This window comes from Streptomyces sp. NPDC002671, assembly GCF_053592475.1.
The window spans coordinates 122787-139335 of the sequence record NZ_JBSFVU010000019.1 but is presented as its reverse complement, the minus strand read 5'-3'; the positions used below and the strand labels follow the sequence as shown (position 1 = coordinate 139335).

The 16549-nt window shown below is 72.6% G+C and carries 6 protein-coding genes and 1 pseudogene; all 7 read left to right on the top strand.

The window, feature by feature from the left end:
- Positions 1-194: 194 nt before the first annotated feature.
- Positions 195-692, top strand: a pseudogene (locus ACWD35_RS27885) (Hint domain-containing protein); the annotation flags it as partial.
- A gap of 24 nt (positions 693-716) precedes the next feature.
- Positions 717-1079, top strand: coding sequence for an HYD1 signature containing ADP-ribosyltransferase family protein (locus tag ACWD35_RS27880; RefSeq protein WP_451354054.1), 363 nt, complete (start codon positions 717-719; stop codon positions 1077-1079).
- Between the two features lie 5 nt (positions 1080-1084).
- On the top strand, positions 1085-1354 hold the full coding sequence (locus tag ACWD35_RS27875; RefSeq protein ID WP_451354053.1) for a hypothetical protein: 270 nt from the start codon (positions 1085-1087) through the stop codon (positions 1352-1354).
- A gap of 732 nt (positions 1355-2086) precedes the next feature.
- Positions 2087-4567 (top strand): beta-glucosidase, encoded by a 2481-nt coding sequence (locus ACWD35_RS27870; protein ID WP_451354052.1) that lies wholly within the window; start codon positions 2087-2089, stop codon positions 4565-4567.
- Positions 4568-4766: 199 nt separating this feature from the next.
- Positions 4767-11609 carry an SDR family NAD(P)-dependent oxidoreductase gene (locus tag ACWD35_RS27865; protein ID WP_451354051.1) on the top strand — a complete coding sequence of 2281 codons (6843 nt, stop codon included), beginning with the start codon at positions 4767-4769 and terminating at the stop codon, positions 11607-11609.
- A 34-nt stretch (positions 11610-11643) separates the two neighbouring features.
- Positions 11644-16215 carry a beta-ketoacyl synthase N-terminal-like domain-containing protein gene (locus ACWD35_RS27860; protein WP_451354050.1) on the top strand — a complete coding sequence of 1524 codons (4572 nt, stop codon included), beginning with the start codon at positions 11644-11646 and terminating at the stop codon, positions 16213-16215.
- Positions 16212-16547, top strand: coding sequence for an acyl carrier protein (locus tag ACWD35_RS27855; RefSeq protein ID WP_451354049.1), 336 nt, complete (start codon positions 16212-16214; stop codon positions 16545-16547). Before ACWD35_RS27860 ends, ACWD35_RS27855 begins: the two co-directional genes overlap by 4 nt.
- Positions 16548-16549: the final 2 nt, after the last annotated feature.

Below are 16549 nucleotides of genomic sequence, written 5' to 3'. Positions count from 1 at the left end.
CGTCATCGGCATCAACGACGCCTACAACTGCTTCACCAAGGGCAACGTCATGGGCTGCATCAGCACAGCCCTCACCGCCGTCCCCTGGGGCAAGATCTTCAAGGCCATCAAAGTAGGCGTCAAAGCCCTCAAGATCTGGCGCGCCCTGGACAAGGCCTACACAGCGGTCAAGGACGCGGAGGAAGCCGCAGAAACTGGCCGAGGACGCGGTCAAGGCCGAACGCGCCATCGAAGAGGCCAGAGCCGCGGAGAAAGCCGGCACGGACGCAGCCGAGGGCGCGGCCTGCTCGGTCCACAGCTTCGTACCCAGCACCGCGGTCCGCCTCGCCGACGGCACATCAAAGCCCATCAGCAAGGTCAAGGCCGGCGACACGGTCCTGGCCACGGACCCGCAAACCGGCGTCACCGCCCCCGAGCAGGTCCAGCAGGTCTTCGTCACCAAGACCGACAAGGACTTCACCACCCTCACCCTGAACACGGCCCCCACCCGCGGCCCACCCCACACCAAGCAGCACCACCCGCAGACCCTCACCACCACCTGGCACCACCCCTTCTGGGACACCATCCACCACCGCTGGACCGACGCCCAGGACCTGACCCCGGGCACCAAACTGCGCCAGCCCGACGGCACGACGGCCGTCGTCAGCAGGGTTCACAACTTCCACCAGCGCGCGACTACGTATGACCTCAGCATCGGCACCCTGCACACGTATTATGTGCTGGCAGGGGCTACTCCGGTCCTCGTCCACAACTGTCCTTCAGGTGGCGATGATGCCGCTGAAGAGATGATTCGGATGCGGCATTACACGAATGCGCGGGGTAAGGCGGGAATCGTCCAGAGCAAGGTCATCAGAGCGAGTGACCAGAACAAAGTCTTCCTCGTTCCAGCCAAGGGAAAGCCGATGAGTCCGCGTGACGCCGAGGCCACACTGGGGATCGGTCGAGGCAGGGGAAATCACGTGCTCGAATTCGACGTCCCGGCCGGCCGGGTTCGATCGAGATACAATTCGACGATGGGCATCACCGAATGGGTCGCTGATGGCGATCTACCGGTCGAGAACATTCAGGTAAAAAGGTGACGGACGTGACTCAGAGCATCTCGGTAGAGCTGGCGGGATTCACCGATTTGTTCCAGGATTTGGAGGAGTACGTAGTGTCTCTGGATCGGGTGCTGTCACGTATCGGGGCGGGAGAAGACCCCCGCATACTCCTTGAGTATGTGGTGGAGTACGGCCTCCCTGCGCGACTGGCTCGAGCCCGTGAATTTGTGGGTGACTCCCTAGAGAAGGTCATCGGAGCGGAGGCCCTGGAGGAAATCGCCGAACAGGTAGAGGGGTACAGAGGCCGAAAGTGAGGCGATAACCTCGTTGGGTTATTGGCAGATCTTAGGAGGCCCATCAGTTGCAGTGCTGGTGGGCCTTCCCTGGTTTCGGATTACGATCATCCAGCGTGGCGCTGACGTTTCACAACCTCACCGTCAGCTACCTGTACACGCACTATGTGCTGGCGTGGGCTACGCCGGTCACGGTGCACAATTGCGCAGCGCCAAGCATCAGGATTTCTCCGGCTGCATCGGACTGGGCCACGAAGGGCGCGCATATGCGCGTTGGCAGTTCCGGAATGCGAGTCCTCCCGACTTGCATGGGTCATCTCGGAAGGATGCGCGGAATTATCGGCAACCGAATAGTCGCCTGCCTGGAGAGTCTTCTTGGCGACCCTGCACTGGGGGGAATCGCTGAGGATGCCCTGGGAGATATCAGGTCCTTCGCTAATTTGGAGTGATCCTTCGATACGGTTAGCGAGCGACCGTGAAGTGCGGACTATGGGTTGGCGCAGGCCGTGGAGATGAGTGGAAAGCAGGGGGTGAATGCTCTTGCGTGAAGCCAGAGAGGTGGTGCGGCGGTTTTCCGTTCGTCTCGTTGACACGAGTCATCAGCGGCTCTAGGTTTCGGGCGCACCCGTGGTGTCCCACGGGGCGTCAGGTCTCTGGGGCACACGGTGTGTTCAGAGGCTGAACGCGGTCCAAGGCGCGCGGGTGCACAGCGGTTCACAACGTAGTGCCCGCACACCGAAGGAGTGACGGCCCATGTCCGCACCCGTGTCCCGGCGTTCCACCCTGCGTCTGACCGCCGCCGCGATCGTCGTGGCCGCGACCGCCGCCGGCTCGTTCGTCCCCGCCCGCCCCGCCTTCGCGGGGGACAGGCCCGAGGCCGGAGCCGGCCCCCGCGTCGAGGGGCTGATCGCGAAGCTCACCCTCGACGAGAAGATCTCCCTCCTGCACGGCGCCACCGACCCGGACTCGCTCGGCCAGGCCGGGTACGTGCCCGGCGTGCCCCGCCTGGGCATCCCGCCGCTCCGGCTGGCCGACGGGCCCGCCGGGGTCCGCATCACCCGGCACGCCACCGCCCTGCCCGCCCCGGTGCTGCTCGCCTCCGCCTTCGACCCGGAGCTTGCCCGCCGCTACGGCAGCGTCATCGGCCGCGAGGGCCGAGCCCTCGGCCAGGACGTGCTGCTCTCCCCGATGGTCAACCTCATCCGCACCCCGTACGCGGGCCGCAACTTCGAGACCTTCGGCGAGGACCCGCTGCTCGCCGCCGACCTGGTCGCCGCCGAGATCGAGGGCATCCAGGGCGAGGGACTCATCGCGACCGTCAAGCACTTCGCCCTGAACAACCAGGAGAAGGACCGCACGTCCATCGACGCACGAGCCGACGAACAGACCATGCACGAACTGGAGTTGCGCGGCTTCGAAGCCGCCGTCCGGGCCGGCACCGGCGCCGTCATGGGTGCCTACAACAAGGTCAACGGCACCTACGCCTGCGAGAACAGGACGCTGCTCACCGACATCCTGCGCGAGCAGTGGGGCTTCAAGGGCTGGGTGATGACCGACTGGTTCGCCGCGCACAGCACGGCCGCCGCGCTCACCGCCGGGCTCGACATGGAGATGCCCGACGACACCTACTTCGGTACGGCACTGAAGACGGCCGTACGCGACGGCAGCGTGCCGGAGCGGTACGTCGACCGGGCCGTGCGGAGGGTGCTCTCCGTCATGGACCGGTTCGGGCTGCTCGGCGGCAGCCTGCCACCGCGCCCCGCCCGCGACCCCAAGGCCGGGGCGGCCGTCGCACTGGAGGTCGCCAAGGCGGGCGCGACGCTGCTCCGCAACGAACACCGCACCCTGCCCCTCGACACCGGCCGCATCGCGGTGATCGGGCCGACCGGAGCCCTGCCGCTCGTCAGCGGCGGCGGCAGCGCGCACGTCGTCCCCGACGCTGCGGCCAGCCCCCTCGACGCGATCCGCGAGCGGTCCGGCGCCGATGTCGTCCACGCCCTGGGTGAGGACCTGTACGGCAAGGCCCTCCCGCCCGACGCCCTCGCCCCGCGCCTGGACACCGAGGCTCAGCGCGTCGCCGCCGGGGCCGCCTGGAGCTACGAGGGGACGCTCACCGTCCCCGAGGACGACGAGTGGACCCTGCTCATCCACTACTCGGGCACCCCCACCCTCCGGCCCAAGGTGCTCCTCGACGGACAGGAACTGTTCCCGCTCGCCCCCGGATACGACGAGTACATCCTGTTCGGCGGCCTGGTCTCCGTCGCCCCCGACCGGCTCGCCGTGCGCCGCAAGACGCTCCGCCTGACCAAGGGTGCGCACACCCTGCGCATCACCGCGCGGGGCGGCGACCAGGGCCAGCTGTTCCGGCTGCGCCGCATCACCGGCGCCACCCGGGCCGCGGACGTGGCCGAGGCCGTCACCGCGGCCCGGGCCGCGCGACACGTCGTGCTCTTCGCCTACGAGGACGCCACCGAGGGCCTGGACCGCACCACCCTCGCCCTGCCCGGCCACCAGGAGGCCCTGATCGAGTCGGTGACCGCGGTCAACCCGCGGACGACCGTGGTCCTCAACACCTCCTCGGCCACCTCGATGCCCTGGCTGCGGCGCACCGGCGCGGTGCTCCAGATGTACTACCCGGGCCAGGAGGGCGCCGCCGCCACCGCCGCCGTCCTGTTCGGCGACTGCGACCCCGGCGGCCGGCTCACCCAGTCCTTCCCGGTCGACGACGACCATCATCCGGTCGCGGGCGACCCGCACCGCTACCCCGGCGTCGACGGCGAGGAGGAGTACTCCGAGGGCATCCACCTCGGCTACCGCTGGTACGACGCCCACGGCGGGCGCCCGCTGTTCCCCTTCGGGTACGGGCTGTCGTACACCTCCTTCGCCTACTCGGACCTGTCGGCCCGGTGGACGGGCCACGGGCTGGACGTGGCCTTCACCGCGCACAACACCGGCCGACGTGACGGCATCGACGTGCCCCAGGTGTACGTCGGACGCTCCCCGGACCTCCAACTCGACCAGGTCGTACGGGTGTTGGGCGGATACCGGCGGATCGCGCTGGCGGCGGGGGAGCGGCGCCGGGTGACCGTCCGGGTAACGCCGCGCTCGCTGTCGTCGTGGGACGCGCGCCGGCACGGCTGGGTGCTCGGCACCGGGCCGCGCACGGTCTGGGTCGGCACGTCCTCGCGTGACCTGCGGCTGCGGACGAGCGTGCGGGTGACCCGCGCGGACTGAGGGGGGCGTTTTGGGTGCTTTGATGGTTTTGTGGGTAATTAGGCGTGCTGGCTGAATCGGTGCCACCGCTCAGGAAAAGGACGCGGCGTTGTTGACCCATCAGTAAGTACTCGCTACGTTCCGGGGGCCCCGAACCGCTTAAGAGCGTTCTGCCGCACAAACCCCCCACCGTGCTGTCTCGACGATTGGTCGGAGCATCATGACCACCCCTGTGCGCGCCCACGAACTGATCCTGTGCATCACCCCGTTCGGCGAGCCCGACGCCGGGCTCGCCGCTGCCGCCTGTGCTGCCGGCGGGCTCGGCGTTCTCGATCTGGGCACCGGAGACCGCAGAGCGCGCGACGAGCTGACCCGGCTCTCGCGGGCGTCGCCGGGCCCCTTCGGCGTACGGGTGACCGGCCGCTGCGCCCTGCGCCTGGACGAACTCGGCTGCGTCCCGGACATCGTGGTCCGCGCGGCCGACGCTCCCTGGAGTCTGGCCGAAGTCGCCGCCTGCCACCGGGTGTTGGCGGAGGTCACCGACCTTGCCGAGGCGCGTGCGGCCGTCCGTGCCGGAGCGCACGGGGTCATCGCGCGAGGCAGTGAGAGCGGTGGCGGCGTCGGTGAGCTGAGCACCTTCGTGCTCCTTCAACAGCTTCTAGTCGACGAGGAGTTGGCCGAGACCCCGGTCTGGGCCTGCGGAGGCATCGGGCCGCGTACGGCGGCTGCCGCCGTGGCGGGCGGGGCCTCCGGTGTCGTACTCGACACCCAACTGGCGCTGCTCGCCGAGGCACGGCTCTCCGAGGCGACCCGGGCTGTGCTGCGGTCACTGGACGGCTCGGAGACCGTGGTGCTGGGCGGGTACCGGGTGCTGCGCCGCCGTGGGCCGGACGCCCCGCGTCCGCCCGTCGACGATCCTGCTGCCGTCGCGTCCCTGCTGGGCGCGGGGGACCTGCGCAATCAGCTGCTGCCGGTCGGCCAGGACGGCTTCCTCGCCGCCCGCATCGCCGAGCGGTGGGGGGACATCCGGCGGACGCTACGTGAAGTCACAGCAGTCATAAGCGAGTTGGGATCCGGCGGTGCGGGCGGTGCGTTCGCCGAGGCCCTGCGGCCCGGCTCGGTCATGAGCCGGGCGCTCGGGACCCGGCTGCCCGTCGCGCAGGGCCCGATGACGCGGGTCAGCGACCAGGCCGGGTTCGCCGCCACCGTCGCCGCGGACGGGGCGCTGCCCTTCCTGGCGCTGGCCCTGGCCGACGGCGAGCGGTCACGGGAGCTGCTCACCGAGGCCCGTGCCGTGCTGGACGGGCGGCCCTGGGGCGTGGGCGTGCTCGGCTTCGCGCCCGAGGAGATCAGGAACGCCCAGCTGGAGGTCGTACGGGAACTCCGGCCCACGCACGCGATCGTCGCGGGCGGCCGGCCCGCGCAGGCCGAGGCGCTGGAACGGGCCGGGATCCGCACCTTCCTGCACGTGCCCTCGCCGGGGCTGCTGCGGCAGTTCCTGGACGCCGGCGCCCGCAGGTTCGTGTTCGAGGGCTCCGAGTGCGGCGGACATGTCGGGCCGCGCGCCTCCTTCCCGTTGTGGGAGGCCCAACTGGCCGTCCTGGAGGACTTCCTGGACGACGGCGATGACGGCACCGCTGAGCGACTGGAGGTGTTCTTCGCGGGCGGCATCCACGACGAGCGGTCGGCGGCGATGGTCGCCGCGCTCGCCGCGCCGCTGACCGCCCGGGGCGCCGCCGTCGGTGTCCTCATGGGTACCGCCTACCTGTTCACAGAGGAAGCGGTGCGCGACGGCGCGATCCGCCCCCTGTTCCAACGGCAGGTGCTCGACGCCACCGCGACCACGCTCCTGGAGACCGCCCCCGGCCACGCGACCCGCTGCGTGCCCAGCCCGTTCACCGGCAACTACCGCGACCGAGAGGCCGAGTTACGCGCGAACGGCGTGCCCGACCGGGAGGCCTGGGAATCCCTGGAACGCCTCAACGTGGGACGGCTGCGCATCGCCAGCAAGGGCGTGGAGCGGGCCGTCGACGGCGAGTTGCGAACGGTCGACGAGGAACGCCAGTTCGCCGACGGAATGTTCATGGCGGGCGAGGTCGCCGTCCTGCGCTCGGCGACCATCACCGTCGCCGACCTGCACCGCGCGGTGACCGAAGGCGCCGCCGACTTCCGCCCGGCGCGCGCCGTACGCCCGAGCCCAGAGCCCCGGCCCGAACCAGAGCCGCCCGCACCGCTCGACATCGCCGTCGTCGGCATGGCCTGCATGTTCCCGGACGCCCCCGACCTGGCCGCCTTCTGGGCGAACGTCGTCGCGGGCCACGACGCGGTCACCGAGGTCCCGCCCGACCGCTGGGACTCGGACCTGCACCACACCGCGGGCACCACCACCTCCCGCTGGGGCGGCTTCCTGCCCCGCATCCCCTTCGACCCGCTGCGCTACGGCATCCCGCCCGCCTCCCTCGGCAGCATCGAACCGGTTCAGCTGCTGTCACTGGAGGCCGCCCGCCGGGCACTCGACGACGCCGGATACGGCGAGCGCGGGCGGGAGTTCGACCGGGCTCGCACCTCCGTCGTCTTCGGCGCGGAGGCGGGCAGCGACCTGTCCAACGCCGTCACCCTGCGCGCCGTACTCCCGTCGTACTACGGCGAGGTTCCCGCGGCGCTGGAGGAGCAGCTGCCCCGGCTCACCGAGGACTCCTTCCCCGGCATGCTGGCCAACGTCATCTCCGGCCGGATCGCCAACCGACTCGACCTGGGCGGCGCCAACTTCACCGTCGACGCCGCCTGCGCCTCCTCCCTCGCCGCCCTCGACGTGGCCTGCAAGGAACTCGTCGCCGGCACAAGCGACCTCGTGCTGTGCGGGGGAGCCGATCTGCACAACGGCATCAACGACTACGTCCTGTTCTCCTCGGTGCACGCGCTCTCCCCGACCGGCCGGTCCCGCGCCTTCGACTCCTCCGCCGACGGCATCGCGCTCGGCGAGGGGGTGGCCTGCGTGGCCCTCAAACGGCTCGCCGACGCCGAACGCGACGGCGACCGCGTCTACGGCGTGATCAAGGGCCTCGGCTCCGCGAGCGACGGCCGCTCCCTGGGCCTGACCGCACCGCGGCCCGAGGGGCAGCGGGCCGCGCTGGAGCGCGCCTACCGCAACGCGGGCGTCTCACCGGCCCAGGTCGGCCTGATCGAGGCACACGGCACCGGGACTGTCGTGGGTGACCGCACCGAACTCACCGTGCTCGCGGATGTGTTCACCAAGGCCGGGGCCGCCAGCGGCAGCTGCGCTCTCGGCTCGGTCAAGTCGCAGATCGGGCACACCAAATGTGCCGCCGGACTCGCGGGCCTGATCAAGACCGCCCTCGCCCTCTACACCGGCGTCCGGCCGCCCACCCTGCACCTGGAGCGGCCCAACCCGGCCTGGGCGGAGGACACCAGCCCGTTCGCCTTCCACACCCGGGCCCAGCCGTGGGCGGCGCCGGAGGCCGAACGCATTGCCGGGGTCAGCGCGTTCGGCTTCGGCGGCACCAACTTCCATGCGGTACTGAGCGCTTACGGTGCCACCGCGCCTCCGCCGAAGACGCTGGACGCCTGGCCCGCCGAGCTGTTCCTCTTCCGGGGCAAGGACACGGCGGCGGCCCACCGGCAGGCCGAGGACCTCCTCCGGGCCGCCGAGTCCGACGGCCACCCCTGGCGCCTGCGCGACCTCGCCCTCGCCGCGGCCCACCGCGCGGACACGTCCCACGAGCCGGTGCGGGTGGCAGTGGTGTCGCGGGATGTGCCCGAACTGGCGCAGCAGTTAAGGGGGATCCTGAGCGGGAAGCCCGAGCCGGCGGCCGGGGTCAGACAGGGGGAGGGGACGCGGCTCGGCGCCGACGGAAAGGTCGCGTTCCTCTTCCCCGGGCAGGGCAGCCAGCGGCCCGGCATGCTCGCCGACCTCCTGGTCACCCTGCCCGAGCTGCGGCACTACCTGCACCTCGGCCGCGTCCACGCCGACGTCCTCTACCCGCCCGCCGGTTTCGACGACACCGCGCGCGAACGCCGCCGGGCCGCCCTCACCGACACCCGGGCCGCCCAGCCCGCCCTCGGCATTACCGGCCTCGCCGCACACGCCTTCCTCACCTCCGCGGGCGTCCGGCCGGACCTGGCCGCCGGGCACAGCTACGGCGAACTGGTCGCCCTGAGCGCGGCCGGCGCCCTGGACGCCGAAACCCTCCTGGAGCTGAGCGCCGAGCGCGCCTCGGCGATCCTGGCCGCCGCCGGTGACGAACCCGGCACCATGGCCGCCGTCGGCGCCCCCGCCGACGACGTGGCGCGCACCCTCAGCACGGCCCGGGCGCCGGAGTCGGTCGTCGTCGCCAACCTCAACTCGCCGGAGCAGACCGTGATCTCCGGCCCCATGGCGGACGTCGAGACCGCCGTACGCCTGCTGCGCGAGGCCGGCTTCGGAGCCAGGCGCATCCCTGTGGCCTGCGCCTTCCACAGCCCGCTGGTCGCCGCCGCGGGGGAGGCGTTCGCCACGGCCCTCGCCGACAAGGCGGTGCGCGCACCCGAGTTCCCCGTCTGGGCCAACCGCACCGCCGCGCCCTACCCGCGGGACGCCGACGGCGTGCGCGCCGAACTCGCCGCGCAGATAGGCGCCCCCGTCGCCTTCGCGGCGCAGATCGAGGCGATGTACGAAGCGGGCGCGCGGATCTTCGTCGAGGCGGGGCCGGGCCAGGTCCTCACCCGGCTCGTCGGGCAGATCCTCGGCGACCGCCCGCACCGCACGGTCGCCTGCGAGCCGCGCGCCGACAGCGGCCTGCCCGGCTGGCTCGACGCCCTCGCCCAACTCGCCGTCGCGGGGCTGCCGGTACGCACCGCCTGGCTCTTCCAGGGCCGAGACGCCGTCGACGCCCTCCGGACACCGGCGCCGAAGCGGCCCGGCTGGACGGTCGACGGACACCTCGTGCGCACCGCCGACGGGGCACTCCTCGCCGGTGCTCTCGCACCGGCCCGACGCGTCGTGGAGACGACCGTGACGACGACACCGCACCACTCGCAGGGCACCGGACCCGCCGACCAGGACGCCCTGATCTCCGAATTCCTGCGCACCAGCCGGGAGATGGTCGCGGCGCAGCGCGATGTGCTGCTCGCGTACTTCGGTGCGACACCGGCGGCGACGCCATTGGCACCTGCCGCCTCTGTGCCACCTGCGCGGTCCCTGCCCGTACCCGAGCCGGCCACCGAAATTGCTCCGGCGCCAAGGGAGTTGCCCGCAGCCGTGCCGGCGGACGACGTGGCTCGCGTCGTCCTGGAGATCATCAGCGAGCGCACCGGCTACCCCGTCGACATGATCGAACCCGACCTCGATCTGGAGGCGGATCTGAGCATCGACTCGATCAAGCGGGCCGAGATCGCGGGCGAACTCGCCAAGCGCCTGGGCATCGCGGGCGGCGCCGATCTCCTGGACGACGCTGAGCTGGAGGAGCTGGCCAAGGCGCGTACGGCGGCTGCGGTGACGGGGTGGCTCGAGGCGCGGGTCGGTGGTCCCACCGCTCGGCCGTCCGCGTCGCCCGCTGAACCCGAGGGGACCGGGAGTCCGCTCGGCGAAGCCCCCGAGCGCTGCGAGCTGCGTCCCGTGCTCCTTCCGCAACACGAGCGTCCCGCCGACCCTACCGCTGTCATGTCCGGCTCACGCTTCGCCCTTCTCGGCGACGGCGGCGGGGCGGCGGCCGAAGTCGTGGCGCGGCTCACCGCGCTCGGCGCCGACGCGGTGACGCTCGACCAGGGGCACCTCATCGGCGAGGGGGAGGGCGCTGTCGACGGCGTCCTCTACCTGGGCGCGCTGTCCGGCCCGGACCTGCCCGTGCTGCCGGACGCGTTCCCCGTGCTCCGCGCCGCCCTGGCCCGCGGCCCGCGCCGGCTGCTGGGCGTGCGGCCCGCCGAGGGCGCCGGTGTGCTCCGGTCGGCCGGGCTCGACGGCCTGTTCCGCAGCATCGCCCGCGAGTACCCGGACCTGCTCGCGCGTGTCGTGGCCGTCGCCGACACGAGCCCTGCGGCCGTGGCCGACGCCCTGGTCGCCGAGCTGTCGGCAACGGAACCGGAACCGGTCGTACTCCGCACGCAAGCCGATCGGCGGCACAGGCTGGAGCTGGTGCCCGCCCCCCTGGGCCCACTCGCCACCACCGGTGCCGGACCCGCCGGAGACGGTGCCGCCGAGGCCGCCGCCCTCGGTCTCGACCGGGACTCCGTGGTGCTGCTGGTCGGGGGCGCGCGGGGCATCACCGCGAGGTTCGCCGCCGCGCTGGCCGCCGCCTGTCGGTGCCGGATCGAGCTGCTGGGCCGGACCCCCGCGCCGACCGGACCCGAAGCCCCGGAGACCGCCGCCGCCCGCACCCCCGCCGCACTGCGGGCCGCCCTCGCCGCCACGCTAGGCCCGGTGCAGCCGGCCGAGCTCAACCGGGCCGCCGAACTGCTCCTCGCCCAGCGGGAGATCACCGCCACCCGCGCCGAACTCGACGCCCTCGGCAGCGCGGCCCGCTACCGCTCGGTGGACTTCCGGGAACGGGACGCCGTGCTCCAGGCGGTCAAGGAGATCCACGCCGAACACGGCCGGCTCGACGGTGTCGTCTTCGCGGCCGGCGTGATCGAGGACCGGCTGATCGCCGAGAAGACCCCCGAGTCCTTCCAGCGGGTCTACGGCACCAAGACGGGCGGGGCTGCCGCTCTGCTCGCCGCGCTGGAGGACCTGCCGCACGGGCCCGGATTCACCGTGCTGTTCGGCAGCATCGCCGCCGTCCTCGGCAATCGCGGCCAGGCCGACTACGCCGCCGCGAACGACGCCCTCGAACGGCTCGGCGCCGACTGGGCCGCTCGCACGGGCCACCGTACGCTCACCGTCCACTGGGGTCCCTGGGCGCCGTCCGGCATCCACACCGGCATGGTCAGCGCGGAACTCGGCCGCGAATACGCCCGCCGCGGGGTCAGGCTGATCGACCCGGACGAGGGGTGCGCGGCCCTGCTCCGGGAACTCGCCTGGGGCGACCCGGCGGCCCGCGCCGTCGTCTACACCGCCTCGGGCTGGTGACATGACGGAACATCAGATTCGTCGAGCGGGTGAGATGCGTCAGGCACCCGTCGCCATCGTGGGCATGGCGGTGCTGCTGCCCGGTGCCGCCGGCCTTGACGCCTACTGGCGCAACCTGCGGGACGGCGTGGACGCGATCGGCGACGTGCCCGCGGGCCGCTGGGACGCCGACTACTACCGGCCGGACTCGGCCGCCGGACCGGCCGTAGCCGACCAGGTGTACTGCCGGCGCGGCGGATTCGTGGACGCACTGGCCCGGGTCGAGGTCACCCGGTACGGCATCATGCCCGCGTCGGTGCGCGGCACCGAGCCGGACCAGCTCATCGCCCTCGACGTGGCCGCCGCCGCGCTCGCCGACGCGGGCGGCGCGGCACGGCTGCCCGAGCGGCACCGGATCGGCGTGGCCCTCGGCCGCGGCGGCTATCTCACCCCCGGTCTGGTCCGGCTGGACCAGCGGGTGCGTACGGCAGGCCAACTCGTCCGCACGCTGGGTGAGTTGATGCCCGACCTGGACGCCGGCCAACTGGCCCGGGTGCGCACGGCGTTCACCGAGCGACTCGGTGCGGACAGCCCCGAGTCCGCGATCGGCCTGGTCCCCAACCTCGCGGCCTCCCGCATCGCCAACCGGCTCGACCTGCGCGGCCCCGCCTACACGGTGGACGCCGCTTGCGCCTCCTCGCTCGTCGCCGTCGACCAGGCGGTCACCGAACTCAGCACCGGCCGCTGCGACTTGATGCTGGCCGGGGGAGTGCACCACTGCCACGACATCACCCTGTGGAGCGTCTTCTCCCAGCTTCGGGCCCTGTCCCCGACCCAGCGGATCCGCCCCTTCCACCGCGAGGCCGACGGCCTGCTCATCGGCGAGGGCACCGGAGTCGTCGTACTGAAACGCCTCGCCGACGCCGAACGCGACGGCGACCGTGTGTACGCGGTGATCCGCGGGACGGGCGTGGCCAGTGACGGGCGTACGGCCGGCCTCGTCACCCCCGATCCCGGCGGTCAGGCCCGAGCCGTGCGCCAGGCCTGGCGGGCCGCCGGACTCGACCCAGCCGCGCCGCACTCGATCGGCCTGCTGGAGGCACACGGCACCGCCACACCGACGGGCGACACCGCCGAACTGGCCACCCTGGCCGAGGTGTTCGGGCCCGGTCATGGCTACGGTGACGACGCACGTCGTCCGGTGCTCGGCTCGGTGAAGTCGATGATCGGCCACACCATGCCGGCCGCCGGAGTGGCTGGCCTGGTCAAGGCCGCCCTCGCGCTGCACCACCGCACCCTCCTGCCCACCCTCCACTGCGACGACCCGCACCCGGCCCTGGCCGCCACCCGCTTCCGCACGCTGGACCGGGCACGCCCCTGGGAACCCCACCCCGAACAGCCCGTCCGCCGTGCGGCCGTGAACGCCTTCGGCTTCGGCGGGATCAACGCTCACGTCCTCCTGGAGCAGTCCCCGGCCGCACGACCCACCCGCCCGGCCACCACCGCTCCGGCCGCGGTGCACGTCAGCGAGCCCGAACGCGTCCTCCTGCTCGCCGCCGACAGCGCCGACCAGCTGGCCGTCTCGCTCGACGCCGAGGACGCTGCCGTCCTCGCCGCGGGTCTCGACCCCGGGCTGTCGCATCCCGAGGCCGGTCCGGTGCGCCTCGGGATCGTGGATCCCACCGCCAAGCGGCTCGCCCTGGCCCGCCGCGCGGTGGCGAAGGGCCGGGCCTGGCACGGACGTGGCGAGGTCTGGTTCCGGCCCGCCCCGCTGCTCGGGCCCGCCGGCGGCAGGCTGGCGTTCGTCTTCCCGGGCCTGGAAGGCGAGTTCACACCCCGCACCGACGACATCGCCGCCCACTTCGGCCTGCCCCCGCTCACCCGCCCCGGCGCGGAGGCGCGGGCCGGTGACGTCGGCCGGCACGGGTTCGAGGTCGTCGGCGTGGGCCGGCTGCTCGACGTGGCGCTGCGCCGCATGGGCATCGCCCCGGACGCGGTCGCCGGGCACAGCGTCGGCGAGTGGACGGCCATGGCGGTGGCCGGGCTGTACTCGGCCGACCAAGTCGACGCGTTCATGGCCGAGTTCGACCCGGACGCCCTGACCGTCCCGGGTCTCGCCTTCGCCGCCGTGGGCGCCTCAGCCGACCGGGTCCGCGCTGCGCTCGCCGAGGATTGGACGGGCTCCGGGCTCGTGCTCTCCCACGACAACGCACCCCGGCAGTCCATGGTCTGCGGGCCGGACGGCGCCGTAGAGGGGTTCGTACGCGCCTTCCGCGCCCAGGGTGTCCTGTGTCAGGTGCTGCCGTTCCGGTCGGGCTTCCACACGCCGATGCTCGAACCGTACGTCGCGCCCATCAAAGAGGCCGCCGAACGTTTCCGGCTCCACCCGCCGACTGTACCGGTGTGGTCGGGGACCACCGCCGCTCCCTTCCCGCAAGCCGAGTCGGCCGTACGCGAGTTGTTCGTACGGCACCTGCTGGAGCCGGTCCGCTTCCGGGAGCTGACCGAGGCGCTGTACGCGGCAGGCCACCGCGCCTTCGTCCAGACCGGGCCGGGCCGGCTCGCCTCCCTCATCGACGACACCCTCGGCGACCGCGACCACCTGGCCGTCGCCGCCAACTCACCTCACCGTACGGGGATGTCCCAACTCCGATGCGTGGCCACGGCATTGTGGACGGCAGGGGCTGCCGTGGCCCCGAGCGCTTCCCTCACTCGTACCTCGGCGCCCCCCACCTCGAAGCGCCCACCTGTCCCTCTCGACCTCAACGGCGCCCTGGTGTCGCTGGACCCCCGCACCCTTGACGTACTGCGGTCCGAGTTGCGGCCGGGGTCGCGCCACACCGGGCCGTCCCCCTTGGACGACCTCGCCACGCGCATCCCCGCCGCCGCCGAACTGCACGCCCTGCTGCGGGACACCGCCGACACCGCCGCCGAACTGCTCGCAACCGGCCGCCCCTCACGGCCCCGCTCCACCCCGGCGACCGCCACCACCCTCCAACCCTCCCCCTCCCCCTCCCCCTCCACCACAACCGTCCACGTCTCCCCCCACACCATGCCCCACCTCCTCGACCACTGCTTCTTCCCACAGCGCCCCAACTGGCCCGATCTCGAAGATCGTTGGCCGGTGGTGCCGGCCACCACGATCGTCCGGCACATGATGGACGCGGCGGAGGCCGCGAACCCCGGTCTGCGCGCGGTCGCCGTGCACGGTGCCCGCTTCGACCGGTGGCTCAAGGCCACCCCGCCCGTCGACGTCCCGGTCACCGTCACCCCCGATCCCGGCCACCCGGACCGCGTCGCCGTCACCTTCGGCCCGACGGCCCGCGCCGTGATCGAACTCGCCCCACGCCACCCCGCACCGCCCGCACCGCGCGGCTTCCCGGAAGCCCCCGAACGCACCCCCGACCACACCGCCGCCCAGCTCTACCGCGACCGCTGGATGTTCCACGGCCCGGCCTTCCAGGGCCTGACCGAACTCACCGCGATCGGTGAGCGGCACATCCGCGGGGTGATCACCACGCCGCCCGCGCCGGGCGCGCTGCTCGACAACGTGGGTCAGCTCCTCGGCTACTGGATCATGGCGACCCGCACCGAACGGACCGTCGTGTTCCCCGTGCAACTGCGCGACCTGCGCTTCCACGGACCGCACCCGGCCCCCGGGACCGAGGTCACCTGCCTGCTGCGGATCACCTCGCTCACGGACACCGTGCTGGAGGCGGACGCGGAGCTGACCGTCGGCGGCCGGGTGTGGGCCGTGCTCACCGGCTGGCAGGACCGCCGCTTCGACAACGACCCGAAGACCCGGCCCGTCGAACGCTTCCCCGAGCGCCACACCCTCTCCGAGGCCCGCCCGGGCGGCTGGACGCTGGTGCACGAGCGGTGGCCCGACCTCGCCTCCCGCGAGCTGATCATGCGCAACTCCCTCGGCAGCGCCGAACGCGCCGAGTACGCCGAGCGTCCGCCCCGGGGCCGCCGCCAGTGGCTGCTCGGCCGGATCGCGGTCAAGGACGCAGTACGGCAGTGGCTCTGGCAGCAGGGCGAGGGTCCCGTGTTCCCGGCGGAACTCCGGGTCCGCAACGACGAACTCGGCCGCCCGTACGTCACCGGGGTGCACGGCCGAGTCCTGCCGCCGCTGGACGTCTCGCTCGCCCACCGCGCCGAGGCGGGCGTGGCGATCGTACGGCCGCACACCCCGCGTCCCGGGCCCGACCCAAGCGCCGGTCCGGGTATCGGTATCGGTATCGACGTCGAAGAGGTCACCGCCCGCGACCCGGCGACCCTCGCCACCGCCCTCGGCCCCGACGAACTGCGGCTGCTGCACGCCCAGTCCGGCGGTGACCCGGAAGAGCTGTGGTTCACCCGCTTCTGGGCCGCGAAGGAGGCGGTCGCCAAGGCCGAGGGCACCGGTTTCGGCGGGCGCCCCAGGGACTTCGCGGTGCTGGAGGCCACCCCGGACGGCAGCCGGCTCCTGGTCTCCGGACGCCTGGAACGCGCCTACACCGTGCACTGCGCGCCGGCGGCCAACCCGCCCGCCCTGCCGCGCCGCGCCTACGTCGTGGCCTGGACGACCGGACCCGGGGCCGACGAAGGACCACACGACCAGACAGCCGAGGAGTACCCCCGATGAAGCCGATACAGCCGGCCCCCGCGCAGTCCGCCCCCGCGCAGGACCCCGTCGAGGGGGTGCTCGCCGACGTGTCCGCCATGCTTCGCACGGTCCTCGCCGAGTACGGCGACGACGACGTGCCGATCGGCATGTCCACCACCTTCAACCACGACCTGGAGCTGGAGAGCATCGACCTCGTCACGCTGGCGGGCCTGCTGGAGGAGCGGTACGGGAAACGGGTCAACCTCGCCGAGTTCCTGGCCGGGATGGAGTTCGAGGAGATCATCGAGCTGACCGTCGGCCGGCTCGTGGAGTACGTCGTGTGGAGCCTGAAGACCACGCAGGCGGGCTGAGC